This window comes from Mesorhizobium sp. KACC 23794, from assembly GCF_052180275.1.
Lineage (GTDB): Bacteria > Pseudomonadota > Alphaproteobacteria > Rhizobiales > Rhizobiaceae > Kumtagia.
The window spans coordinates 3,572,400-3,596,804 of sequence record NZ_CP197465.1 but is presented as its reverse complement, the minus strand read 5'-3'; the positions used below and the strand labels follow the sequence as shown (position 1 = coordinate 3,596,804).

The window sequence follows — 24,405 nt, the reverse complement described above, 5'->3', positions numbered from 1 at the left end:
GGGCCGGCCCGTCGTAACATTGAGGATTTGCCTGTCAGATAAAGCTGAAATCCGCCTGGGTGAGTTGCGATGCATGCACATTGAGCAGAAATACGCTGTCGTCCGTCCCGGCAATGCTTATGGTCGTGCCAAGCTGGGTTTCCGAGAAGCTCAGATCGGCATAGGTCAGATCGTAGAACTGCAGGATATCCACGCCGTCGGCGAAGTCCTGGATCTTGTCCTGGCCGGTCTCGCCCTTGAACACGAAGTAATCCGCATCGCCGCCGCCGGTTAGCGTGTCGTTACCGCCACGGCCGAACAACCGGTCGATTCCCATGCCGCCGGAAAGCACATTGTCGGCACCGTTGCCATAGAGCTTGTCGGCGAACGCCGAGCCGGAAACGCTCTCGACCGAAGAGAGCTTGTCTCCCTGGGCAAAGCCGCCAGTGGCGGTGCCGGCGAAAAGATCGATCTGCACCGCGGCATTCGAGCCCGCATAGGAGACGGCATCGCTGCCCTCACCGCCGCTGAAGCTGTCTGAGCCGAGGCTGCCGAAGAGCAGGTCATTGCCCTTGCCGCCAGCGAAGCTCTCCGACCAGGAACCGCCATAGACGATGTCGCCGAAATCCGAACCGATCACGCCCTCGATCGAGACGATCGTGTCGTTGAGCGCACCGGCGCCGCCGACCGACTGGTTCACCAGATCCACCGACACGCCGCCGGTTGCTCCGGCATAGGACACCTTGTCGATGCCGTTGCCGCCGTTCATGAGGTCGCCCCCGGCGCCACCGTTCAAGATGTCGTTGCCGTCGGCACCATACAGCTTGTCGTTGCCGTTGTAGCCGTACAGGGTATCGTGGCCGTCCATGCCGAACAGCCGGTCCGCACCGTCGTCTCCCTCCATCCGGTTGTCCAGTTCGTTGCCTACGCCGAGGAAGTCGTTGGCATAGATGTATTCGAGGTTCTCGATATTCTGCCCCAAGGTGTAGGAGGACAGGGTCGTGCGGACCTCGTCGATGCCCGCGCCGTTCAGTTCGACGACCGTGTCGGATACGGAGTCCACGTAATAGATGTCGTCGCCGGCGTAGCCTTCCATCACGTCGTCGCCCTTGCCGCCGTCGAGCACATCGTTGCCGTTGCCACCGTACAGGGCGTCGTTTCCGTCCTTGCCGTAGAGATGGTCGTCGCCGTTATTGCCGGTGAGTTTGTTGGCGAGAGCATTGCCGGTCAGCGTCCGTCCGGAGTTGTGATCGATGATCTCGCCGTTCTCGATGTTGTCGCCGAGCGTCCAGTTGATCCAGCTACGGATGGTATCGGCGGTGCCGCTGTCCTTCAGTTCGGTCGCGACGTCCTTGGACGAATTGACCTCGTAGATGTCGCTTCCGGTTCCGCCGGCCATCTTGTCGTCGCCGTTGCCGCCAATGAGCAGGTCCTCGCCGATGCCGCCGTAGAGCGTATCGTTGCCGTCGCCGCCGCTCAGCGTGGAAGACCACGACTTGATGGCTTCGAGGACGTTGTCGAGGCCGTTGCCCGTGATGGTCACGCCGAAACCGCCGGAGCCGGTATAGACCACGTTCTCGACATTACCCTTGACCTGGGCCGCATTGCTGAGATTGAGCGCGACATTTCCCTGCAGAAGGACCATGTCGACCGCTACGTCGCCGCCGGTTTCGTCCACCACGTCGCCGGCATTGTCGACCGTGTAGGTGTCGGACCCGGTGCCGCCCTTCATGACGTCGGCGCCGGCGCCGCCGTCGAGCTTGTCATTTCCGTGGCCGCCAATCAGCGTGTCCTTGCCCGAGCCGCCGATCATGACGTTGGAGAGAGAGTTGCCGGTGACCGTGGCGCCGGTGGTCGACTGGACAACCACCTTCTCGATGCCGGCGCCACCGGTGGAAAGGTCGACGCTGTAGTTCGTGTAGACAACATCATAACCGCTGGAGTCGCCGATGACCTTGTCGGTCGCGCTCTGCAGATAGTAGATGTCGTCGCCAGCGCCGCCGTCGAAATTGTTCGTACCGGAGCCGCCCCACATCTTGTCGCTGCCAGCGCCCCCCAGAAGCGTGTCGTCACCGTCGCGGCCGTAGAGTTCGTCGTTTCCGTCACCACCGTCGAGCTTGTCGTGGCCTGCGCCTCCGTCGAGCTTGTCGTTACCCTCTTCGCCGAAGAGCTCATCGTGATCGGCTTCACCGTAGAGAACGTCGTCGCCCTTGTCGCCGAACATCTGGTCGTTGCCGCTGCCGCCCCAGAGATAATCGTTTCCGATCGCACCATCGCCCAGGTCGTCGTCGCCGCTCATATAGTCGTGGCCGTTGCCGCCCCACAGCTTGTCGTTGCCGTTGTTGCCGACCAGAAAATCGTTGCCGTCGTCGCCGTAGAGCTCATCGTTGCCGTCCCAGCCCCAGATGGAGTCATTGCCACCCTTGCCGAGGATCATCTCGTTGTAGGCGTCGCTGCCGACCAGCTCGCCTTCGTAGATAGGGCCGATGATCGGGTAGTTGACCCACTCGCCACCTTGGTCGCTGTCATTGCCGATGATGATTTTGTCGATTGCCATTTCCGTCTCCATCATGAAGCGGCTGCGGGCCGCCCCTCTTTTTTGTCCCGTCGAGCCGGGAATGGCTCGCGTTCGATGGAGGGCTTTGTAGGGAATGCCCGTATCTGGAGTTTTTCGCCTCTTTCGCTACATTGTAGCCAATGTTTCAGGCTATTTCGGGCAATGTTTCAAGCAGCATCTCGTAAAGTGTTACAAAGCGGCTGCAAGGACTCGATTGTTTCAGATACGTCGGTAGATACGTGGGCGCGGGGCAATGCCTGGAGCGAACCGGGGCCGGCGTAGCTCATCAAGATCGCAGATCGCTGCCGTCTCCCCGCTTCTTTCCGATTGCCCAGTACCGCCACGGCATGAACCATCGATAGAAAGCCGCCAGCCGCTCAGGCACGTTGTCGATGCCGCTGGTGCCGCCAGGGCCGCAGCGCGCCAAGCGGAACAGGCCCATCCAGCCGCCCGCCCACAGGCCATGACGCGCTATCGCCTCATAGGCATATTCAGAGCAGGTCGGCAGGTGCCGGCATGAATTGCCGACGAAACCCGACAGCGTCAGCTGGTAGAGCCGCACGATCGAAACGCCTAGCAGCCGGCCCGGTGTCGGTCGCCACGGGTCGGGCCAGTTGCGCCCTGTGGCGGGAGGTGGTCGTTTTCCAGCGTCATGCCGGCATTGATTGCACATCGGCTTCAAATAATGCTTCAGAGGCGGCTTCGGCAACCAATTCCACGGTTTGTTTCGAGCCGCGGTTCATGTCGGATGTGCTGCGCCACTCCTATGCTGTCGGCGCGGAGGACAATGTTCTGCCGCTTCGCGAAGCCGTGGCAACTGCGCTGGCCGAATGGAAACGGCGCGCCCTGTCCGGGACTGCACAATCGACCTCCGGAAACGCCTGCCGCAAGGGACGCTCACGCACCTGGAAAGTCACGAGGCGAAGCACGTCACCGAAGATATCCAGATAGGCGTTCATGACCAGATCTCCTTCTGAAGAGGATTAAACCGCCGCTGGTGTTCGTCTTCAAACGAGTATAATTTCGCGTTCGAATGACTTGAGGTTATGCGAAATGAAACGCGGTCGCCTGCCGCTCACCGCCCTGCGCAGCTTCGAAGCGGCGGGCCGCCATCTGAGCTTCAGCCGCGCCGCCGACGAACTGTTCGTCTCGCAGGCCGCCATCAGCCGGCAGATCCGCGAACTCGAAGCCCTGCTCGAAAAGCCGCTGTTCGACCGCCTGCACCGGAAGGTGGCGTTGACGGAAACCGGAAAACACCTGCTCAGCCAACTGACCGCGAGCTTCGACGCTATCGACCAGCGGCTTGGCGAGATCATCAGCCGGCCTGCCCAGCATGTGGTGACGGTCAGCGTCGAGCCGTCCTTCGCCGCCGCGTGGTTGCTGCCGCGGCTGCATTTGTTCAACGCTGCCAGGCCGGACATCGACGTTTCCCTCGACGCCAGCCCGCAATTGACCGATTTCCGTGGGCACGCGGTGGATCTGGCGATCCGCCATAGCCTCCACGCCAGTTCATGGCCGCGGACGCAGTCCCGGCACCTCACCTTTTGTGGCAAGATGCCGGTACTCGCCCCCTCGGCCCTTGCCTCCGGCCCGCCGGTCGTCGTCCCCGCCGACCTCTGCAACTACACGTTGATCCACGAGGACAATCGGGACGGCTGGTCGGACTGGTTCAGGGAGGTCGGCGTCGAAGATGTCGAACCGCAGCGCGGGCCGATCCTCCCCGACGCCGCCCTTGCTGCCCAGAGCGCCGCGCTCGGCCATGGCATTGCGCTCGGCTGCTGGCTGTTGTGCAGACCCGACCTCGAGGCCGGGCGGCTGGTCGCCCCTTTCCCGACCGAAATGCCCTACGGCGCCTACTGGGTCGTCGCTCCGGATTTCGGTCGCCTCAGCGAGCCGGCGACAGCCTTCGCCGAATGGCTGTTCGCCGAGGTGCATGCCGGTCAGGCCGCAAACCAGCCGGAAGGCACCGCCGCCTGAGACTCAGCGCACGACGGCTCGACCCAATTGAAGAGGAAAACTTATCGGCACTTGATTGATGTGACGACGGCGCCCGCCAGAGGCTTTCCGGTGCCTCTCGCGACGCAGTTGAATTGAGGACGACGGCAATCCTGATGCCGCCACCAACCACAGTGCCGGCAGGCCGACGCCCAATGAAATGGCCGACACCATCCGGAGAGGACCAGCGCAGCACCAGCGGCAACACGAGGGTTAAGTCCGAAATGCCACGGGGATGCGACGCGACAAGGCGGCAGCTTCCGGAGCCTCGATCGGAAACGGCATGTGGTTCGGCGGCCGATTTCCAGTTTATCTTCCATGTAGACTTAGGATTGCGGGCCTCCATCCCTTCCCGGAAATATCTTCAAGCTTTTTGAGGAGGGATGTTAAATTTCATAAAGACTTACCGGGCAATCCTCTGTCATATAGCGCTGGCATCGGCCATCGGGGTTTTGGCAAGGCCGATGATTTTTGCAAAGAAAGGGGGGCTATCATGCCCATAGTCACGCAACGTGTTTCAGCCCAGAGCGAAGGTCTTTCGGGGAGCCCTTACGATCAGCTGACACAATCGATCGTTCAATCCGACAATGCTGGAGGCGATTTCTCGTTTCAGTCGAGCAGCGGCTTTATCTTCGGAGCCAACACCCAGACGTCACCTGGCGTCTTCTCGCTGAGCCCGCACTCCATCGTCGTGCGCGGTACCAATCTCGGCTACGACCCGTTCTTCGGCTTCTATCCGTTTTCCGGCGTCATAACGTCGCTCACCATAGTGCGCGCGGGCGCCACCTTTAGTGGTACGTACCCGCCGAGCGGCAACACGGTGTTCGACGTCACCGGCCTCAGTCTGAACCTGAGTGATTCGCAGGTTCGCAACGCTTTCCTCGACGTCTTCACGGATGGCGACACGTCTGGGCTGGAGAACCTCATCGCCGGCCTCCCCTATACCTTCTTCGGCAGTAGCGGCGCGGACGTGTTCGAAGGCGGCAACGTGGTGGACGACATAAGGGGCGCCGCTGGCAATGACCGCCTGTCAGGCTTCGGCGGAAACGACAAGATCTACGGCCAGGACGGCGACGACACGCTGACTGGAGGCGTCGGCGCGGACTATCTCAGCGGCGGAACCGGCGTCGATACGGCCTCCTACGCCGGCGGGTCGGCGGTGAAGGTCAATCTCGGCGACGCCACCCAGAACACCGGCGACGCGGCAGGCGACACCTTCAACTCGATCGAGAACCTGATCGGCAGCGGGTCCACGGACAGCCTGATCGGCAACACCGGCAACAACGTCCTCAACGGGGCGTCCGGCAACGATGCGCTTTATGGCATGGACGGGTCCGATACGCTGATCGGCGGCAAAGGCGCCGATAAACTGAACGGCGGGGCCGGCGGCGACACCGCCTCGTATGCCGGCGCGTCGGCCGGCGTCGTGGTCAGCCTAGCCAATCCGGCCATCAACACAGGCGACGCCGCCGGCGACAGTTATAGCTCCATCGAGAACCTGACGGGTTCAAGCCACGCCGACACGCTCGAGGGCAACAGCGGGGCCAACGTCATCAACGGCTCCCTCGGCAACGACACCATCAAGGGCAACGCCGGCAACGACACGCTGACCGGCTCCTCGGGCGCCGACTTCTTCGTCTTCAACACGGCCCTGAACGCCACGACCAATGTGGACAAGATCACCGATTTCAACCTTGTCGACGACACGATACAACTCGACGATGCGATATTCACGGTCCTGCCGACAGGGGCCTTGGCGGGCAGCGCCTTCAAGGATGTCGCCGTTGCAGCGATCGATGCCAACGACCGGATCCTCTACAATTCGGACACTGGCAGCCTGTTCTACGACAGGGATGGTTCGGGCAGCGCATTCACCGCGATCAAGTTTGCGTCGCTCACCGGATCGCCGACGCTTACGGCGGCCGACTTCGTGGTGATCTGATCCATTGAACAACTGGTGGCCAAATTGGCCACCAGGTGGGCCTGGCTGCGGAAAGGTGGACGGGCTCACCTCAACACCGGCGATAAGTTGCCTGAGTTCGCCGGGTGCTGATGTGCGGTGAGCCCGGCCAACTCCCCCGCTATCTGAGTCGCCGATGCGCTTCAGGCCCCAAAACCAAGCGCGCACAGCGGTCGCTCGGCATGGTAAATCATCCCTAAACGAAAAAGGTCAAATGACACCTGTCCGGTCGCCTTCCGCTGTCATCGGTAAGTAGGCACCCTGACCGTCGCGGTTCGGCATGCCCATGACATGGCTCCCGGGTGGCAGCATCACCTGATCGAAGGTCTGCGTGAACATCGCTTTGCGGGGCCGGGCAGGTGAAGACCGACGATCGGTCGATCGCCATTCGGGACGTCGACAAGCTCAGACGCTTCGCAAGGGGGAGAGGATTGACAGAATACGCCGCGGCCTGCGCAACCTCGTTGGCAATCCTCCGAAAAACATCATCAATCCGGATGGGTAAACGGATCTGGGCGCCAGGATAACAGCCTTGGGAGGAGATCCTCCCCGAGCCCTTGTCTCCTACTCCGCCGTCGCCTCTTCGTATTCCGCCGACATGGTCAGCCAGCGCTCCTCGTGCTGCGTGAGTTGTGCCGAAAGCTGCGAGCGCTCCTTGGCGAGGCGCGTGGCGGTCGACGGATCCTTCTCGTAAACGGCCGGGTTCGCCAACTCATCTTCGAGCGTGTCGATGCGCTTGCGCAGCCGATCCATCAGCGCCTCGGTCGCGCGAATCTCCTTGGCGAGCGGTTCGGCGCTCGCCCTGCGTGCTGCCGCCTCGCGGCGGCGGTCGGCCTTCGACGCCTTCTCGGCCTCGCGCCGTTCCTTGCGGTCGCCGGACACGCCGGTGACCTGCTGGCGATAATCAGCCAGATCGCCATCATACGGATTGACGTGGCCGTCCTTGACCAACCACAGCCGGTCGGCCGTCGCCTCGAGCAGGTGGCGATCGTGCGAGATGAGGATCACCGCGCCGGGATACTCGTTGAGCGCATGGATGAGCGACTCACGGCTGTCGATGTCGAGGTGGTTGGTCGGCTCGTCGAAGATGAAGAGGTTCGGTCCCTCGAAGGCGGCGAGCCCCATCAGCAGGCGCGCCTTTTCGCCGCCGGAAAGGTCCTTGGCGGGCGTGTTCATCTTCTCCGTCGTCAGCCCGAACTGCGCGACGCGGCCGCGCACCCTGGATTCGGGGGCCTCCGGCATCAGCCGGCGCACATGCTCGTAGGCGTTCTCCTCCGGACGAAGATCGTCGAGCTGATGCTGCGCGAAGATCGCCACCTTCAGGCCCGGCGCCACCGTCATGGTGCCGCTGTCAGGCTTCAGCCGGCCGGAAAGCAGTTTTGCAAAGGTCGACTTGCCGTTGCCGTTGGCGCCGAGCAGCGCGATGCGGTCGTCGGCGTCGATGCGCAGCGTCATCTTCTTCAGGATGGGCTTGCCCGGCTGATAGCCGACATTGACGTGGTCGAGTGCGACGATCGGAGACGCCACCGTCTTCACCGGCTCCGGAAAACTGAACGGCCGCACCGTGTCGTCGACCAGCGCCGAGATCGGCTTCATCTTCTCCAGCGCCTTGATGCGCGACTGCGCCTGGCGCGCCTTGGAGGCCTTGGCCCGGAAGCGGTCGACGAAGGACTGCAGATGCTTGCGCGCCGCTTCCTGCTTGACCCGGCCCTTCTCCTGCAACTCGCGCTGCTCGGAAAGCTGGCGCTCGAACTGGTCGTAGCCGCCGCGCCAGAAGGTCAGCTTCTGCTTGTCGAGGTGGATGATCGAGTTGACCGCGCTGTTGAGGAGGTCGCGGTCATGGCTGATCAGCAGCACGGTGTGAGGGTACTTGGCGACATAGGTTTCCAGCCACAGCGTGCCTTCGAGATCCAGGTAGTTGGTCGGCTCGTCGAGAAGCAGCAGGTCCGGCTCGGCAAACAGAACCGCGGCGAGCGCCACGCGCATGCGCCAGCCGCCGGAGAAGGACGATGCCGGCCGCTGCTGCGCTTCAGCATCGAAGCCGAGGCCCGACAGAATGGTCGCCGCGCGCGATTCCGCCGAATGCGCGTCGATGTCGGCCAACCTTATGTGAATCTCGGCGATGCGGTGCGGGTCGGTCGCGGTCTGCTCCTCGGCCAGCAATGCGGTGCGCTCGACGTCGGCCTTCAGCACGATGTCGATCAGCGGCTCCTCGGTCCCCGGCGCCTCCTGGGCGACCTGGCCGATGCGAACGTTCTTCGGCAGGCCGATCGAGCCGGTCTCGGGCGAAAGCTCGCCGGTGATCGCCTTGAACAGCGTGGTCTTGCCGGTGCCGTTGCGGCCGACAAGCCCGGCCTTCGTGCCCGAAGGCAGCGTCAGCGAGGCGTGGTCGATAAGCAGGCGCCCGGCGATGCGGAGCGAAAGGTCGGTGATGGTCAGCATGGCAAGGCGCTTTTGGCCGAAGGCTGGAGCAAGGGCAAGGGCAGGCGTTGAACAATGATGGCATGAGGTGTATTCTGAGGATAGAAATACACATCGAGAGCCGGGCATGCGCACGAACATAGATATCGACGAAAAGGTCTTGAAGGAGTTGATGGCCCTCACCGGCGCCAAGACCATGAAAGAAGCCGTTAACAACGCCGTGCGCGATCAGTTGAGGCAGCAGCGCGCCATCGACACCCTGCGCAGTTTGCGCGGCAAGGTCGAATGGGAGGGCGACCTCGATGCAATGCGGCGCGACCGCTTTTGATCCTCGTCGATACGTCGGTATGGATCGCGTTCTTCAGGCAGGCCGATTCAACGCATACCGTCGCGCTGGATAATTTGCTGGTCGCCAAGAAAGTTCTGATGGGCGACTTGATCGCCGCAGAAGTCCTACAAGGCATCAAGGGCGCAAGAGAAGAGAAGCTGATCGCATCGGCCCTGCTGCGCCTTCCAACCAGAAATCTATGCGGGATCGAGATCGCCGGCAAGGCGGCGGAGAACTACCGCCGGTTGCGCGGCAAGGGCGTCACCATTCGCGGCACCATCGACATGATCATTGCCACCTGGTGTATCGAAAACGGCGTGCCTCTGTTGCACAACGACCGTGACTTCACCGTAATGGAATCCGAACTCGGACTTCAGGCTTTCGAGACCCAGGTCTGATCGGCGCCGAACGGGATCGGCTGCGTCACGCAAACTCCCTGCCCTCCTCCGTCCGCTGGAAATACGCCAGGTCCAGCGAAATGCTTGGCTTGCCCAGCACCGTGAAGATCGTGTGCATCTGGCCGCGATGATGGGTCTGGTGGTTGAAGACATGCGCCAGCGCCGGCGCCAGCCGCTGCGAGATCGTCCGCATGTCCGATAGCGTCGTGTAAGTGAAGCGGCCGGCGAGTTGTTTTGCCGTCAGGCCGTCGATCCATCCGGAAATGCGCGCGTCTTCCGCGATCCGCGCCTGCCGCAGTTTTTCGAAATCCGTGAACAGGATGGCGTCCAGCGCCGCGGGCGCGTCGCCCAGCCCGCTGAACCGCTTCATCCAGATCCGGTCGGTCACCAGCAAGTGGTTCAGCGTGCCCATCGCCGATTTGAAGAAGGCGCCGGTGTCGCGGTCGAATTCCTCCTGCGACAGGTCGGCGGCAGCATCGTAGATGCGCTGGTTGGCCCAACGGTTGTAGGCGGCGAACATCTCGAAATGCTGCTTCATCGGCTTCCCTTTTGGGTTCGGCGCGGCAAAAGTCGCAGCAGTCCTAGTCGCCAAATCGAGAGCCGCCAATGACCATTCTGCTTTATGAACTCGCCGGAACCGATGCATCACGGCCCTTCAGCCCGCATTGCTGGAAGACGGTGATGTCGCTGGCGCACATGGGCCTGCCCTACAAGACGGTCGCGACGCCGTTCACGCAGGTGCCGCTGGTGGAGGACAGCGCTTCCAAAACCGTCCCCGTCATCCGCGACGGCGACCGCGTCGTCGCGGATTCCTTCGACATCGCCGTCTACCTGGAAGAGATCTATCCGGACCACCCGAGCCTGTTCGGCGGTCCGGGCGGCGTCGCCATGGCGCGCTTCATCGAGCGCTGGTCGCAGTTGACGGTGCACCCGTTCCTGGGCGCTGCGGCGCTGATGGATATCCACGGCATGCTGGCGCCCGTCGACCAGGCTTATTTCCGGCAGAGCCGCGAAAAACGCTTCGGCAGGCCGATCGAGGAGGTGCCCGGCGACCGCGATCAAAAACGCGCGGCCTTCCAGGCCGGGCTCGAACCTCTGCGCAGCATGCTGTCCTACCAGCCGTTCATCGGCGGCACCTCGCCACTGTTTGCCGACTACATCGTGTTCGGCGCCTTCCAGTGGGTCCGCGTCGTATCGCCGTTCCAGGTACTTACGGCAGACGATCCGGTCACCGCCTGGTTCGAACGCTGCCTCGACCTGCACGGCGGCGTAGGAAGACGCGCCGCAGCCGCCGCCTGAGCGGCCTACATCCCCTTGGCAAGGCGATAGGCGGCCTGTATAGGCTCCGCCACCTCCCTTCCCGATGGTTCATAAGGATACAAAATGGCGATCGAACGCACCTTCTCGATGATCAAACCCGATGCCACCCGCCGCAATCTTACCGGTGCGATCACCAAGATGCTGGAAGACGCCGGCCTGCGCGTCATCGCGTCCAAGCGCGTGTGGATGAGCCGCCGCGAGGCCGAGGGTTTTTATGCCGTCCACAAGGAACGGCCGTTCTTCGGCGAACTGGTGGAGTTCATGTCGTCGGCGCCGACCATCGTTCAGGTCCTGGAGGGCGAAAACGCCATCGCGAGGAACCGCGAAGTCATGGGCGCGACCAATCCGGCCAACGCCGCCGAGGGAACCGTGCGCAAGGTGCACGCGCTGTCGATCGGCGAAAACTCCGTGCATGGTTCGGATGCCCCGGAGACCGCCGCCCAGGAGATCCGTTACTGGTTCTCCGACACCGAGATCGTCGGCTGATCTCGTTCACCATGTGACAAACGCGAGGCCGACCAGGGCCTCGCGTTAAGGTAGATACCTCCCTCCACCGGACGCATCCGAGGCAGGGCTGAACTTGTCGCAGATCGAATGGAGTTCGGATTTCGTCTTCGCCTGACGACGGCGCCGCTGTCGCCATTCGATGACAATCGCTCGCTGGAAATCGATCCGGGTTGAGACGCCGGGTCCGGAAACAGAAGCAATCATCTGATTTCATTGAAGAGCCGGTGCCGCACCGGCTCTTCTTGCTTTCGCCTCCCGATGCCGGCCATTGCCGGCTGCGTCACGCGAGTTTGCGCTTCATTTCGTCGACCACCTCGCGGTCGATTGCGGCCGGCTGGAACAGTTTCTCGAATTCCAGCGGCGGCAGCGCCCTGCTGTAGAGATGGCCCTGCAGATAGTCGCAGCCGAAGGCGCGCAGGAACGCCTCCTGGCGGACGTTCTCGACATGCTCGGCCACCGATTTCAGCCCGAGCGTGCGCGCGATCGCCAGTATGGTCTTGACCAGCGCCCGGTCGCTCTCCGAGTTCTCTATGTCGGCGACAAAGCCGCCGTCTATCTTCACTTCGTCGAAAGGCAGCTGCTTCAGGTAGGCCAGCGACGAATAGCCGGTGCCGAAATCGTCGAGCGAAAGACGTATTCCGAGTTCCTTGATCTCCGCCATGCGCCGCCGCACATGCTGATGATCCTTGGCCATCACATGTTCGGTCAGCTCAAAGGTCAGCATGCGGGGGTCGATCCCGTGCTGCTGGATGAGCGCGCGCACCATGGGCAGGAAGTCGTCGTTGGAAAACGATTGCACGCTCACATTAAGCGAGAGCCGCAAATGGCTCAGTTCCGGCCGCGCGCTCCATTCGGCCAGAGCGCCAAAACCCGCATCGAACACGAAGCGGGTAAGATCGTCGTTCAGGCCATACTGTTCGGCAAGCGCGATGAACTGGTCGGGGCGCACCTGGCCCCTGGTCGGATGGTTCCAGCGTATCAGCCCCTCGGCCGCCATGACACGCCCGGTGAAATCGACTTGCGGCTGATAGTGAAGCTCGAGCTGATGGCGCACGAAAGCATTGCGCAGATCCGCCAGCAGTTCGAAGCGCTGTGACTGGCGGTCCATGTTCGCCGCATCGAAAAGCGCGAGGCCGTTCCGGCCGGCCGCCTTCGCCTGGTACATTGCGAGGTCGGCACGCTTCATGATCTCGTCGGCGCGCTGTCGGGCCCCGTCGAAAACGACCACGCCGATGCTGGCCGAAGCGACATGATGCCGGCCGCTTATGTCGAAGCTGCGGCTCAACTCGGTCAGGATGCGGTTGCCGGTGGAAATCGCCTTGACGGTCGCCAGCGCGGAATCCTTTTCTGCTTCGTCCAGAACGACCACGAACTCATCACCGCCGATGCGGGCGACAAGGTCGCGCGGCGCGACGCAGCGGCGCAGCCGGTCCGCCACCTGGACCAGCAGCAAGTCGCCCATGTCGTGGCCTTGTGTGTCGTTCAGCATCTTGAAATTGTCGAGGTCGATGAACAGCATAGACGCATGCTCGCCACTGCCATGGCAATGCGCCAGCACCTCGGACATGCGGTTCAGGAACATCCGGCGGTTCGGCAGCTTCGTCAGCGGATCGTAATAGGCCAGTTCCTCGATCTCCATCTCCTGCCTCTTGCGGATGGAGATATCGGAGATGTAGCCGTACCAGTGCATTTCACCGTTGGAGATTTCGGTGCTGGCGTTGATCCGCACCCACTTCTCGATGCCGTCGCCCGTGCGGATGCGGAATTCGCAATCCCACGGAACCTGATGCTCGGCTGACTTGAGGTAGCTTTCGAAGTAACGCGGCCTGTCCTCCTCAAGCACCAAGTCGTGGAACGCCAGCGGATTTGCAATCTGCCGTTCGCGGGGGATGCCACTGACGCGCGACGCGCCCTCGGAAAGGTAAAGTATATCGCTCTGCCCATCGCCACGCCGGACGAAATGGAAGAGGCCGATGGGGAGACGTTGGGTCAGCTTCCCGAACTGCTCCTCCAGGCCTATCCGCTTGATCGTCTCGGTGATGTCGCGCACCGACCCTTCATAGAAGAGCGGCTTGCCGGTCTTCTCGTTATAAACGAGCCGGGCGGACTCGGTGATCCAGATTCGCTCGCGGGTCTTGTGCCGGTAGATTTCCGATACAAAATCCTCGACCTTGCCGTCCCGGTGCAGGATCGCGCGGAACTGGCTGCGCCGGTCTGGCTGGACGTACCACTCCTTGCGATGTCGTGGACGCTGGCGAGCAGTTCCGCTTCGCTGTCGTAGCCGTTGAGCCTGACCAGGGCCTTGTTGCCGCTCAGCTGCCGCCCGTCCGGCAAGGACCGGTAGATGCCCTCGGAAAGGTTTTCGATCAGTTCCCGGTTGTTCTCGCGATCATAAGCCGCCTTCAGATAAAGTCGGCGGTATCGGAACATCCAGAAGGCAAGCAGCGCCATGAGGACGAGATTCGCCGCGAGAAGCCAAGTCCTTCCATCCGCCAGATCATAGAGGCTCAACAGCGATTGCATCGTCAACGCGGGACCGTTAACCGATCGCAGGGTAGAACGCGGTCATTAGAATAGTGTGAATGCTCCACCGCCTAAGAGGCGGTGGCTTCGGGTTACGGCTCAAAGCCGGATCGGTCCGCCGTCGGCGGACGCGGCATTCACTCACGTCACGTTGAACTCGTCATCGGGCTCGGGTGGCATCTGGTTCTTAATGTACTCCATCCACATCTCGTCCGTGACGTTGCCGCTCGTCGTCACCCAATAGCCCCGCGCCCACAGATGCTGACCCCAGTAGCGCTTGTGCAATATCCCGAACTCACTCAGCAACTTGTGCGAACTGCGCCCTTTCAGGTACTGCACGGCGCGCGATACAGACAGGCGCGGCGGGATCGACAACAGCATATGCACATGGTCACGGTTGATCGACCCGGCGTGAATGACCATCTCGTGCGCTCGCGCAGTCTCCCGTAGCAATTCTCGGCAGCGGTTGCCGACATCACCGCCAAGCACCGCGTAGCGGTACTTCGTCACCCACACCAGATGATACTTACAGTCCCAAGCTGTGGGGCTGCCACGCTTGTACGCTTCCATAAAGCCAATCTACACAGGATGCGACTCAATCCCAGCCGCCTAAAGGCGTGGGGTTTCCTGATCCCCTATCGGGGACTCTAAACAAATCGGTGCCGAAGACGACTGCCCAAAGATCGAAAAGCCGAGCCTTTTCTAGGGCGCAGCCTGCCAGCGGAGCGTCGCGGCCTGATCGGTGTCCTTCGCCTCGACCCAGTCGCCGACGCTGCCGTCCCGGCGGTGCTCCTTCTTCCAAAACGGAGCGCGGGTCTTCAGATAGTCCATCAGGAAGGAGGCCGCCTCGAATGCCGCCTGCCGGTGCGACGAGGCTGCGACCACCAGCACGATGTTTTCGCCGGGCTGGATCCGGCCGAAGCGATGGATGGCGGTGAGGCCGGTCACCGGCCAGCGGTCGGCCGCCTCCCTGGCGATGCGGGCGATCTCGGCTTCGGCCATGCCGGGATAATGTTCCAGCTCAAGCGCCGCCAGCGTGCCCGCTTCATCGCGGCAAAGCCCTGAAAACGTTACGATTGCCCCGACGTCGGACCGGCCCTCGCCCAGCCGGGCGATCTCGGCCGCGGTGTCGAAATCCTCCCGCTGGATGCGCACGGTGGGCTCGATACCCGACACCGATCAGCCGCCCGTCATCGGCGGGAAGAGCGCGATCTCACGAGCGCCGGCCAGCCTTTCCCGATGGTCGACATGCTCCTGGTTGATGGCGACGCGGATGGCGTCGGGGTATCTGAGGGCATTGCCATAACCCTCGCCCCTGCCCTGCAGCCATGCCAGAAGCTCACGGACGGATTTCACCTCGGGAGGCAAAACCACCTCTTCGCCGGAGAGCCCAATGCGCTCGCGCACCCAGGCGAAATAGATCAGTCTGACGGTCTGGTCGCTCATTCGTCCACGATATGCTTCACGCCGGCGCGAAAATAGTCGTAGCCGGTATATAGGGTCAGGATGGCCGAAACCCAAAGCAGGAACAGGCCGATCTGCGTCCAGTAGGGCATGATCTCGTCGCCGACGGGACCGAGCAAAAGAAAAGCGATCGCAACCATTTGCGCGGTTGTCTTCCACTTGGCGAGCTTGGTCACCGGCACGCTGACCTTGAGCTCGGCAAGGTATTCGCGCAGGCCGGAAACCAGGATTTCCCGGCAGAGGATGATGATCGCCGCCCACAGCGACCAGCCGGCGATGCCGCCGCGATGGTCGGTGTCGGCGGCAAGCAGCAGCAGGCAGGTGGCGACCAGCAGCTTGTCGGCGATCGGATCGAGCATGCGGCCGATGTTGGAGGTCTGCTTCCAGGCCCTTGCTAGGTAGCCGTCCAGATAATCGGTGATGCTGGCCAGGATGAAAATCGCGAAGGCGCTCCAGCGGGCGAATTCGCTGGATTGCAGGCGGCCGTCCAGGAAAAAGCACAGGACGACCAGCGGAACCGCAAGAATCCGCCCGTAGGTCAGCATATTCGGGAGATTGAACGCGCGTCTTGCCATATTTTTCGTCGCTTTCGCCTAGCCGTACTCAAATCAGACGGGGACGTAGGGGGTCAACTGGCCAAATCGGATGGACCAGACTGTAATGCAAGGGCTTTCGATCGGGCGTGATGCTGATTTGTCCCCGGACAATCCGGTCTGGCTCGCCGTTCCGCCAAACCTGTGAAGTCGGGAAGAATCAACGTTTTCATGAGGCTACTCGATCAGCGTATCAAAAAACCGCTGACGGACTTCTTTTTCGGCCCGAAAAGCGTGCCATGTACGTCACGATACCCGCTTGCGGCTTGTCGACGCGGCTGATTTCGTTGGCGCCTGCCTGACGATTTTCCTCAGCCGCATCCGGCCGGTCAATTCTCGTGAAAATGGTTGTAGACCGCTTTCGCAACCGCTTCCGAAATGCCCTCCACCGCCATGAGATCGTCCATCGCCGCGCGGCTGACCGCCTTGGCCGTTCCGAAGGCGAGCAGCAGCGCGCGCTTGCGGCCGGGGCCGATGCCGGCGATCTCGTCGAGCGGGTTCTTGGTCATCTCCTTCTTGCGGCGGGCGCGGTGGGAGCCGATGGCGAAGCGATGGGCCTCGTCGCGTAGGCGCTGGACGAAATAGAGCACGGGGTCGCGCACCGGCAGCGAGAAGGACGGTTTGCCCTCGGCGAAGAACTGCTCGCGGCCGGCTTCGCGGTCGCGGCCCTTGGCGACGCCGATGGCGGTGACGCGGTTGGCGATGCCGAGATTTTCCAGCATGGAGCGAACGGCCGACATCTGGCCCTGGCCGCCGTCGATGAGGATCACGTCCGGCCAGGCCGGGAAAGCCCCGCTTCCCGCTTCATCGTCTTCGGGACCGGCGGCCGCAGCGGTCTCGCCTTCGGCCTGCGCCTCCTTGAGCAGCCGTGAGAAGCGACGCTCCATGACCTCGCGCATCATGCCAAAATCGTCGCCCGGGGTGATGTCTGTCGAGCGGATGTTGAATTTTCGGTACTGGTTCTTCACGAAGCCTTCGGGACCGGCGACGATCATCGCGCCGACGGCATTGGTGCCCATTATGTGGGAGTTGTCGTAGACCTCGATGCGGGTGGGCGCCTTCGCAAGACCGAACGTCTCCTTCAGCCCTTCCAGCAGGCGGCCCTGGGTCGATGTCTCGGCCAGCCGCCGCGCCAAGGCCTCTCGGGCGTTCTGCAGGGCGTGGTCGGTCAAATCCTTCTTCTCGCCGCGCTTCGGAACGCTGATCGCCACCTTGTGGCCGGCGCGGGTCGACAGCGCCTCGCCCAGCAGATCCTGTTCCTCGACCTCCTGCGCCAGCAGGATCGCCCGCGGACACGGCTTGTCGTCGTAGAACTGGGCGATGAACGAGCCCAGCACCTCGCCGCCCTCCAGCGCCGGATCGGCCTTCGGGAAATAGGCGCGGTTGCCCCAGTTCTGGCCGGTGCGGAAGAAGAAGACCTGGATGCAGACCTGGCCGCCTTCCTGGTGCAGCGCAAAGACGTCGGCCTCGTCGACCGATTGCGGGTTGATGCCCTGGTGGCTCTGGACATGCGACAGCGCCGACAGGCGGTCGCGGTAGACGGCGGCGCGCTCGAAATCGAGATCGTCGGACGCCATCTGCATGGCGTCGGCGATCTGGGTCTTCACCTTCTGGCTGCGGCCGGAGAGGAAGTCCTTGGCCTCGCCGACCAGTTCCGCATAGTCGGGCACCGAAACCTCGCCGGTGCAGGGCCCGGAGCAGCGCTTGATCTGAAAAAGCAGGCAGGGCCGCGTGCGGGTCTCGAAAACCGAATCGGTGCAAGTTCTTAGAAGGAACGCCCGCTGCAATGCGTTAATCGTGCGGCCGACTGCGCCGGCCGAGGCGAACGGGCCAAAGTAGTCGCCCTTGCGGGAGCGCGCGCCGCGATGCTTGAAGATGCCAGGCGCGGCATGATCGCCGGTGACCACGATATAGGGGAACGACTTGTCGTCGCGCAGCAATACATTGAAACGCGGCCGCAAGCGCTTGATCATGTTCGCTTCGAGCAGAAGCGCCTCGATCTCGGTGCGGGTCACCACGAATTCCATGGTGGCGGTCTCGCGCACCATGCGGCCGATGCGGTTGGTGTGGAAGCGGCCCTGCGCATAATTGGTGACGCGCTTCTTCAGGCTGCGCGCCTTGCCGACATAAAGTACGTCGCCGGCTGCATTCATCATGCGGTAGACACCGGGCGCGTTGGGCAGGCGCTTCACCAGCGTCTGGATGACGTCGGCGCCGACCTTGCCGTCGGCGTCGCTGCCGTGCGTGGCGCTCCAGTCTATGGCGGTGAAGGGGATATCCGGGCCTGCGGCAGCAACCGGCTCGACCGCGACGTCCTCATCCTCGTCGGTCTCTGCGCCGGGCATATAGCCGGCAACATCGTCCGACGCCTGATCCTGCTTCGGAATCGGCGGCATCCTGATCTGGCGGGGGGCTGGACTCATTCGACCATGCCTGACACGTCGGGCGTCTCCCAGGCAAGATGCTGGCCGCCGTCGAGGGCGATCATCTGGCCGGTGATGGAACGCGCCTGCCAGAGATAGCGGATCGTCGCGCCGAATTCGGCCAGCGCCGGTCCCCGCCTGAGAATGAGCGCCTCGACCTGCGCCTGGAAATCGCCCGGCTGCTGTTTTTCATTGGCGAAGGTCGGGCCTGGACCGATGGCGTTGACGCGGATGCGCGGCGCCAGCGCCTGAGCCATGGTTTGGGTTGCCGCCCACAGCGTCGACTTCGACAGAGCGTAGGAGAAATAGCGCGGATTGGGGTGCAGCACCCGCTGGTCGACGATGTTGACGACAAGCCCCTCGGCGTCCGGCCGCAAGCGCTCGGCCAACGCCCTCGCCAGCGCCACAGGGGCCTTGGCGTGGATGGCGAAATGCCGGTCCCAGACCTCCCAGTCGAAATCGGTCACGGCGTCGTCCTTGAAGATCGAAGCGTTGTTGACGACGATCGACAGCGGGCCGAGCGCTGCCTCGGCTTGTTCTACGAGTCGGGCGGGCACGGCCATGTCGGTTAGATCGCCGGCGACCAGTACCGCCCGGCCGCCCTGCCCGACTATCCCGTCCACGAGCGCCGCGCCCTCGTCGCGCGAATTGTTGCAATGGATGGCAACGCCGAAACCATGCCGGGCGAGATCCCCAGCGATGACGCGGCCGATGCGTCTCGCACCTCCCGTCACCAGCACGTTCGTTTCAGACACTGTTTCCAACCTTCATTGTTCTTGGGCGCCTGCGGGCGGACGCCGAAAAAGCCGTTTACCGGTCATTCGCTCATCGGGCGGGAATATGGCGAAATCGCCTCGATCACCTGCCCGAGACGACTGAATCGGCCTTGCGGAAGCTGCAATATAGGACGCGCAAAGCCTTGCACCAAGCGGCACGGCGGGGATCGGCGTCAACCTGCTGACAGTGCGCTGTTGCACCGGCGCAACGCCGAATTCCAGCCATATTGGCGCCAGCGAATGATCAAACTTACGGTGCCCTGCAGCCGCAATCGGGTCCGATATTCGGAACCGGCGAGCACCGCGCCCGTTCCTCCCGTCCCGGGCCGGGGCTCTTCCGAACGTGACCACAGCGTCCTGAGTATCCTGTGGCTAAGGAGACCAAAATGTCAGCCAGACTTAAATTCGCACGCCCCGCTGTGACCGCCCTCGGCCTCATCGCGTTCATGGGCATCACCTCTGCCTACGCCGCGGACGCTATCGAGACAGTGCCGGAGCCCGCGGTGCCGATGGACGTGCCACCGGTCGCCAGTTGGGGAGGCGCCTATGCGGGCATCACCGCCGGCTATGGATTTGCCGGCCGTTCGCATGACGACGCCACTGGATACACTGCCAGCACTGACGGCTTCGTCGGCGGTGGCTTCGCCGGCTACAATTTCGACATGGGCAACGGCGTGATCGCCGGTGTCGAAGGCGATGTCGGCTATAGCGGCGTAGAAGGCAAGAAGCACGGTACCGAGGTGAAAGGCGGCGTCGACGGCTCGTTGCGCGGCCGTCTCGGCTACACCGTCACCCCGGACGTGCTGGCCTATGTGACCGCCGGCGGCGCCGCCAAGCGCATGACGGTGAAGGCCGCGGGCGACGAGGACTCGCAGACCCAGCTCGGCTGGACCGCGGGCGTCGGAACCGACATCAACCTCACCGAGAAGGTCTTCGGCCGCGTCGAGTACCGCTACACCGACTATGGCAGCCAGAACTTCGATGTCGGCGGCGGCCACAAGGTCGACGCCTCCGACCATCGCGTCCAGGTCGGCGTCGGCATTCACTTCTAGGCCGGAACGCATCGCAGACAGGAAAGGCCGGGTGCTTGCACCCGGCCTTTTTATCGTGTGCGGATTTCCAGCCCTGGAGGGTGGGGAAACGTCGTCGTCTTCACGCCGGCAGGTAAGCCTTCAGCTCCGGAAACTTCTCGTCGAAGCGGGCGGCCCAGCGCTTGAGCTTGACGCGCCCGCGCTCCCATTGGCCGGCGAAGCGCAGGTCGAGGTAGCCCAGCGCGGCGCGCAGCGCGATGTGGCCGGCGTTCGGCTTCTTGCCGACCCGCGGCGGATTCTGGTTGAGCAGGTCGAGCGAGCGCGCGACCTTTCCCCATTGCAGGTCGAGCCAGGGCTGGTGGACCTTTTCGGCCGGGCGCATGCGGCGCTCGTAGACATGGGCAAGAAGGCAGTCGCAGATGCCATCGGCCCAGGCTTCGAGGCGCTCGGCATCGAGCCGCTTGTCCGGGTTGCGCGGGAACAGCGCGTTGCCTGAGACACGGTTGAGATGCTGGGTAATGGCGCGGCTGTCGAACAGCGACTGGCCGTCGTCCAGCACCATGCAGGGGATTTTGCCCAGCGGATTGACGGCGGTCAGTTCCGGCGGCTGCGGGCCGGTCTCGACTTTCAGCAGGTCCACCGCCACCCCCGCCTGCGCGGCCGCCATACGTACCTTGGCGCTGTAGGGGGACGCAGGCGAATAAAGCACTTTCGGCATTCGACAAAAATCTCCGGTCAGACGCCGGCGAAGCTATGGCCGAACGCCGTCCGAAGCAATCTGGCCACGGCGGTTTTCCCGCCGCTGGGCCAAGGCTCTCACGCCACTGCGCGCTGTTCCCCGACGAACGGGCTGAAGCCCATCCATTGCTGCATGGCCTTGGCCACCGGCCGCTCGCCTTCCAGAACAAGGCGCCCGGCGGCAATCTCGGAAGGGATCGGCACGATACCCATCCAGATCGCCGTCATGGTGTACAGCGAACTGCGCACCAGCAGGTTCAGATCATAGCCCGGATCGAAATTGCACAGATCCACGGTGCCCGCGTCGATGACCAGCCACCAGTTCTTCTGCGTATCGGGCAATTCGGGGTACTGAAACTGAATCGTGCAGCGTCCCGGCGGCAACGGCTCCGGGTTGAGTTTGCGGCGGATGTCCCACATCAGCAGCGACGGGTCGAGATTCTTCAGGGTGAGCCGCGATTCCACCCAGCGGTGCCCCCACAGCCCCATCGACAGGACGACGGGCCTCAGTTCCTCGCCGGCCGCCGAAAGCCGGTATTCCATGCCGCTCCGGTCGCCGGGCACGGCGACGATGATCCCGCATTTTTCAAGATCTTTCAGGCGTTTGGACAGTAGCGCCGGTGACATGCGGGGAACGCCGCGCCGCAGATCGTTGAAGCGTTTCGAGCCGTAGAGCAGCTCACGCACCACCAGCATGGTCCAGCGTGTGCACAACACTTCGGCTGCCATCGAGACGGGACAGAACTGCCCGTATCCACCATGGTCTTCCATATATCCTCCGTAGGGAAAGTTTGTCTGAGAATACAGAAGATGTGTTGAGATTGCCACCAGGCCACGCACTCACCGCGAGGCAGGCGCCTCAAACGGTATAGTTTCTGTACTTGTGTCGGAATGCAGTCTCGTAAAATGTGGAATTCTGCAACATTTTACAGGAGATACCACAATGACCGCCCCCATGAGAGCAGAATCCTTAAGCGCCCTGCGCCGTACCGACGTCGTCGGGTTGGCGCGTGAACTCGGGCCGCAGTTCGCAGAGCATGCGGACGACGCAGACGCCAACGACCGTTTCGTCGCCGCCAATTTCGAGACGCTGAAGACTTCGGGCCTTGTCGAAGCGGCCGTGCCGGCCGAACTCGGCGGCGGTGGCGCGGAGGTCGCTGAACTCGCGGCCATGCTGCGCGAAATGGCACGCCACTGCGCCTCGACGGCGTTGGCCTTCGCCATGCACACGCATCAGGTGGCGATCCCCGCCTGGCGCTGGCGCCACCAGAACCTGGCGGCCGTCGAGCCACTGCTGAAGCGTATCGCCAGCGAGCGGATTCTTCTGCTTTCAAGCGGAGGATCGGACTGGATCGGCGGCTCGGGAGAAGCGGTCAAGGTCGATGGCGGATACCGCATATCGGGCCGAAAAGTCTTCACCTCGGGCGCGGCGTCCGGCAACCTGCTGATGACCGGTGCGGTGGTGCATGGCGAGGACGGCACTGATTCCGTCATCCATTTCGGCGTGCCGATGTCGTCGCCTGCGGTGTCGATCGCCGACACCTGGCGGGTGATGGGCATGCGCGGAACGGGATCCAACGACGTGGTGATCGACGGCCTGTTCGTGCCCGACGCCAGCGTCGCATTGACGCGCAAGAGCGGCGAATGGCATCCGCTGTTCCAGATCATCTCGACGATCGCCTTCCCGCTGATCTACGCGGTCTATCTCGGCGTCGCCGAGAACGCCCGCGAGATCGCGGTCGGCATGGCCAGGAAGAAGCGGCAGACGCCACACGCGCTGAGGCTGGCCGGCGAGATGGACACGGCGCTGCGCGCCGCACAACTGGCGCATCGGTGGATGATCGACATCGTCGAGCGCAACGCGCCCTCGGCCGATTCGGTCAACGAGGTGATGATTGGCCGCAGCCTCGTGGCTTCCAACGCCATCAGGGCCGTGGAACTGGCGATGGAATTGGCGGGCGGCGCGAGCTTCTACCGCGCCAACGGGCTGGAGCGCTGCTTCCGCGACGTGCAGGGCGCGCGCTTCCATCCGCTGCAGGCCGGCCCGCAGGCCGAATATGCCGGCGCGGTGGCGCTGGGGCTGCCGACCGCGACCATTTTCTGATCCCAGAATTGTCCGCTCGTGGTCAGACGGACAATGAAGCGATGCCGCGCGCTTCAGGCACGCGCGGCATCGCGATTTCTCACAGGCGGGAAGCCTATCCGCCGCGCATCGGCGGCATGACGATCCTGTCGGCGCGGCAGGCGCGGCGGTCGATCTCCGGGCACTCCCGGAAGCCCAGATCCTTGGTCATGCAGATGCGGATTTCGCGCAGGAACCGGCGGTCGCAGGTGACGGCGATATCCGAAGCGTCGAGGCCGGGATTGGCCTTGAGGAAGGATTGCTCGGCCTCGCGAGGCGACAGCGTGCGGTAGTCGTCGAGCCGCCGGAATTCCTGCGGCACCACCACCCGCTCGCGGGCGAAGCGCAGGACCTGGAAATAGTCGGCCTGCGACAGGCCCGTGCAGGTGCCGTGCTTGCGCCATTCGTGGCGGATCAGGCCGGCGGACGGCATCAGATCGTAGAGCGAACGCGCCGTATCATTGTCGACATTGCCGTTGCCGCCGCAGTCCTGCGGAAAACCGCGCTCGAACTGCGGCCACAAGCCGTGCACGACGAAGGCATAGGGCCGGCCGGAGGCGCATTGCTGGCGGTTGGCGTTCTCGCCCTCCGCCTCGCAATAGCTCGGCGACCACGACAGCGACAGCACGTAGAAGTCAAAACCCTTTCCGAGTGGAACCTTCTTGCCCGCATCGACGGCTGCCTGTTCCGGCTGGGCGTCCGCGGCCGGCTGCTGATCACAACCGGCAAACGCCAGCAATCCCGTGAAGAGCAGAAAAGCGAGCCATCGCGGCAGCGGCTTGCCGCGGCGCATGGTCAAATCATTTCAGGACGCGGCAGTTGCCATTATAGACGAACCAGCGGTCGAAGCCCGACACGCAAAATTCGACGTTCTGCCTTGTCGCGGCAAAACCCATGCGCGCCTCGATCAGATACCACAGGTCGCGCTTGCTGCCGTCGGAGAGGATCACGGTCGCCCCGCAATAGCGCCTGCTGATCGGCCATTCCTCGTTGCGCGGGATGTAGCGATGCTCGTGGATGTCGCGGAAGTCGGTGATCGATACGTCCGGGAGGTTGGGCACGTTACGGACCTGATAGTCGAAGCGCGCCGAGATGCTGCGGAGGAAGCTCTGGTCGTCGCAGGCGCTGACCTTCGTGCCCGTCGGATCGATGAAATTGCCGGCATGGGAGACGCCGGCCATTGCGCACACAGCGAGCGCGGCCACGGCTAAAGCTTTGACGACCTGCAACATGCGCCCTCGCGAACGATCCAGTGAACTGAAATCCATAT

25 protein-coding genes are annotated in these 24,405 nt (G+C 63.1%); 9 read left to right on the top strand and 16 right to left on the bottom strand.

The window, feature by feature from the left end; genetic code table 11:
- Positions 1 to 34 precede the first annotated feature (34 nt).
- From ACSBOB_RS17590 to ACSBOB_RS17580, 3 genes are all read right to left on the bottom strand, one after another.
- Entirely contained in the window at positions 35 to 2,536 is a 2,502-nt protein-coding gene (locus ACSBOB_RS17590) for a calcium-binding protein (RefSeq protein WP_442577396.1), read from the bottom strand.
- A 286-nt stretch (positions 2,537 to 2,822) separates the two neighbouring features.
- Positions 2,823 to 3,209 carry a membrane protein insertion efficiency factor YidD gene (yidD, locus tag ACSBOB_RS17585; RefSeq protein WP_442583757.1) on the bottom strand — a complete coding sequence of 129 codons (387 nt, stop codon included), beginning with the start codon at positions 3,207 to 3,209 and terminating at the stop codon, positions 2,823 to 2,825.
- Positions 3,210 to 3,300: 91 nt separating this feature from the next.
- On the bottom strand, positions 3,301 to 3,495 hold the full coding sequence (locus ACSBOB_RS17580) for a hypothetical protein (protein WP_442577395.1): 195 nt from the start codon (positions 3,493 to 3,495) through the stop codon (positions 3,301 to 3,303).
- Positions 3,496 to 3,589: 94 nt separating this feature from the next.
- Here ACSBOB_RS17580 and ACSBOB_RS17575 point away from each other — a divergent pair, with 94 nt between their 5' ends.
- Together ACSBOB_RS17575 and ACSBOB_RS17570 are read left to right on the top strand one after the other, a co-directional pair.
- Complete coding sequence (locus ACSBOB_RS17575) at positions 3,590 to 4,513, top strand: LysR substrate-binding domain-containing protein (RefSeq protein ID WP_442577394.1); 924 nt, start codon at positions 3,590 to 3,592, stop codon at positions 4,511 to 4,513.
- Positions 4,514 to 5,024: 511 nt separating this feature from the next.
- Positions 5,025 to 6,473, top strand: a complete 1,449-nt coding sequence (locus ACSBOB_RS17570) for a calcium-binding protein (protein WP_442577393.1) — start codon at positions 5,025 to 5,027, stop codon at positions 6,471 to 6,473.
- 582 nt (positions 6,474 to 7,055) lie between these two features.
- Here ACSBOB_RS17570 and ACSBOB_RS17565 read toward each other — a convergent pair.
- Positions 7,056 to 8,933 carry an ABC-F family ATP-binding cassette domain-containing protein gene (locus ACSBOB_RS17565; protein ID WP_442577392.1) on the bottom strand — a complete coding sequence of 626 codons (1,878 nt, stop codon included), beginning with the start codon at positions 8,931 to 8,933 and terminating at the stop codon, positions 7,056 to 7,058.
- Between the two features lie 151 nt (positions 8,934 to 9,084).
- On the opposite strand from ACSBOB_RS17565, the gene ACSBOB_RS17560 reads away from it, so the two are divergent.
- Together ACSBOB_RS17560 and vapC are read left to right on the top strand one after the other, a co-directional pair.
- On the top strand, positions 9,085 to 9,240 hold the full coding sequence (locus ACSBOB_RS17560; protein ID WP_442577391.1) for a type II toxin-antitoxin system VapB family antitoxin: 156 nt from the start codon (positions 9,085 to 9,087) through the stop codon (positions 9,238 to 9,240).
- A complete protein-coding gene (gene vapC, locus ACSBOB_RS17555; RefSeq protein WP_442577390.1) occupies positions 9,237 to 9,638 on the top strand; it encodes a type II toxin-antitoxin system VapC family toxin in 402 nt (133 codons plus the stop codon). Before ACSBOB_RS17560 ends, vapC begins: the two co-directional genes overlap by 4 nt.
- A gap of 25 nt (positions 9,639 to 9,663) precedes the next feature.
- Here the strand turns inward: vapC and ACSBOB_RS17550 are convergent, their stop codons facing one another.
- Positions 9,664 to 10,176 carry a DinB family protein gene (locus ACSBOB_RS17550; protein WP_442577389.1) on the bottom strand — a complete coding sequence of 171 codons (513 nt, stop codon included), beginning with the start codon at positions 10,174 to 10,176 and terminating at the stop codon, positions 9,664 to 9,666.
- A 68-nt stretch (positions 10,177 to 10,244) separates the two neighbouring features.
- On the opposite strand from ACSBOB_RS17550, the gene ACSBOB_RS17545 reads away from it, so the two are divergent.
- Together ACSBOB_RS17545 and ndk are read left to right on the top strand one after the other, a co-directional pair.
- Positions 10,245 to 10,937 carry a glutathione S-transferase family protein gene (locus ACSBOB_RS17545; RefSeq protein ID WP_442577388.1) on the top strand — a complete coding sequence of 231 codons (693 nt, stop codon included), beginning with the start codon at positions 10,245 to 10,247 and terminating at the stop codon, positions 10,935 to 10,937.
- 84 nt (positions 10,938 to 11,021) lie between these two features.
- On the top strand, positions 11,022 to 11,444 hold the full coding sequence (gene ndk, locus ACSBOB_RS17540; protein WP_442577387.1) for a nucleoside-diphosphate kinase: 423 nt from the start codon (positions 11,022 to 11,024) through the stop codon (positions 11,442 to 11,444).
- 301 nt (positions 11,445 to 11,745) lie between these two features.
- Here the strand turns inward: ndk and ACSBOB_RS17535 are convergent, their stop codons facing one another.
- Positions 11,746 to 13,515 carry a putative bifunctional diguanylate cyclase/phosphodiesterase gene (locus ACSBOB_RS17535; RefSeq protein WP_442577386.1) on the bottom strand — a complete coding sequence of 590 codons (1,770 nt, stop codon included), beginning with the start codon at positions 13,513 to 13,515 and terminating at the stop codon, positions 11,746 to 11,748.
- 87 nt (positions 13,516 to 13,602) lie between these two features.
- Between ACSBOB_RS17535 and ACSBOB_RS17530 the strand changes: the two genes are divergently transcribed.
- On the top strand, positions 13,603 to 13,746 hold the full coding sequence (locus ACSBOB_RS17530; protein WP_442577385.1) for a hypothetical protein: 144 nt from the start codon (positions 13,603 to 13,605) through the stop codon (positions 13,744 to 13,746).
- A 383-nt stretch (positions 13,747 to 14,129) separates the two neighbouring features.
- Here ACSBOB_RS17530 and tnpA read toward each other — a convergent pair whose 3' ends face one another.
- From tnpA to ACSBOB_RS17500, 6 genes are all read right to left on the bottom strand, one after another.
- Positions 14,130 to 14,558 carry an IS200/IS605 family transposase gene (gene tnpA / locus ACSBOB_RS17525; RefSeq protein WP_442577384.1) on the bottom strand — a complete coding sequence of 143 codons (429 nt, stop codon included), beginning with the start codon at positions 14,556 to 14,558 and terminating at the stop codon, positions 14,130 to 14,132.
- A gap of 132 nt (positions 14,559 to 14,690) precedes the next feature.
- Positions 14,691 to 15,164, bottom strand: coding sequence for a molybdenum cofactor biosynthesis protein MoaE (locus ACSBOB_RS17520; protein ID WP_442577383.1), 474 nt, complete (start codon positions 15,162 to 15,164; stop codon positions 14,691 to 14,693).
- Positions 15,165 to 15,167: 3 nt separating this feature from the next.
- Positions 15,168 to 15,434 carry a molybdopterin converting factor subunit 1 gene (gene moaD, locus ACSBOB_RS17515; protein WP_442577382.1) on the bottom strand — a complete coding sequence of 89 codons (267 nt, stop codon included), beginning with the start codon at positions 15,432 to 15,434 and terminating at the stop codon, positions 15,168 to 15,170.
- Complete coding sequence (gene pgsA / locus ACSBOB_RS17510; RefSeq protein ID WP_442577381.1) at positions 15,431 to 16,027, bottom strand: CDP-diacylglycerol--glycerol-3-phosphate 3-phosphatidyltransferase; 597 nt, start codon at positions 16,025 to 16,027, stop codon at positions 15,431 to 15,433. The genes moaD and pgsA overlap by 4 nt, the downstream gene beginning before the upstream one ends.
- A gap of 347 nt (positions 16,028 to 16,374) precedes the next feature.
- Positions 16,375 to 18,390 (bottom strand): excinuclease ABC subunit UvrC, encoded by a 2,016-nt coding sequence (uvrC, locus tag ACSBOB_RS17505; protein ID WP_442583756.1) that lies wholly within the window; start codon positions 18,388 to 18,390, stop codon positions 16,375 to 16,377.
- 74 nt (positions 18,391 to 18,464) lie between these two features.
- Positions 18,465 to 19,223, bottom strand: a complete 759-nt coding sequence (locus ACSBOB_RS17500; RefSeq protein ID WP_442577380.1) for an SDR family oxidoreductase — start codon at positions 19,221 to 19,223, stop codon at positions 18,465 to 18,467.
- A gap of 407 nt (positions 19,224 to 19,630) precedes the next feature.
- Between ACSBOB_RS17500 and ACSBOB_RS17495 the strand changes: the two genes are divergently transcribed.
- Positions 19,631 to 20,296, top strand: coding sequence for an outer membrane protein (locus ACSBOB_RS17495; protein WP_442577379.1), 666 nt, complete (start codon positions 19,631 to 19,633; stop codon positions 20,294 to 20,296).
- A 100-nt stretch (positions 20,297 to 20,396) separates the two neighbouring features.
- On the opposite strand, the gene ACSBOB_RS17490 is transcribed toward ACSBOB_RS17495, so the two are convergent.
- Together ACSBOB_RS17490 and ACSBOB_RS17485 are read right to left on the bottom strand one after the other, a co-directional pair.
- On the bottom strand, positions 20,397 to 20,993 hold the full coding sequence (locus tag ACSBOB_RS17490; RefSeq protein ID WP_442577378.1) for a glutathione S-transferase family protein: 597 nt from the start codon (positions 20,991 to 20,993) through the stop codon (positions 20,397 to 20,399).
- Positions 20,994 to 21,091: 98 nt separating this feature from the next.
- The gene (locus tag ACSBOB_RS17485) at positions 21,092 to 21,784 is read right to left on the bottom strand and encodes a winged helix-turn-helix transcriptional regulator (protein ID WP_442577377.1); all 693 of its coding nucleotides are present in this window, start codon (positions 21,782 to 21,784) and stop codon (positions 21,092 to 21,094) included.
- A gap of 172 nt (positions 21,785 to 21,956) precedes the next feature.
- On the opposite strand from ACSBOB_RS17485, the gene ACSBOB_RS17480 reads away from it, so the two are divergent.
- Entirely contained in the window at positions 21,957 to 23,117 is a 1,161-nt protein-coding gene (locus ACSBOB_RS17480; protein ID WP_442577376.1) for an acyl-CoA dehydrogenase family protein, read from the top strand.
- A 94-nt stretch (positions 23,118 to 23,211) separates the two neighbouring features.
- Here the strand turns inward: ACSBOB_RS17480 and ACSBOB_RS17475 are convergent, their stop codons facing one another.
- Entirely contained in the window at positions 23,212 to 23,928 is a 717-nt protein-coding gene (locus ACSBOB_RS17475) for a ribonuclease T2 family protein (RefSeq protein WP_442577375.1), read from the bottom strand.
- A 7-nt stretch (positions 23,929 to 23,935) separates the two neighbouring features.
- Positions 23,936 to 24,367 (bottom strand): hypothetical protein, encoded by a 432-nt coding sequence (locus ACSBOB_RS17470; protein WP_442577374.1) that lies wholly within the window; start codon positions 24,365 to 24,367, stop codon positions 23,936 to 23,938.
- Positions 24,368 to 24,405 lie beyond the last annotated feature (38 nt).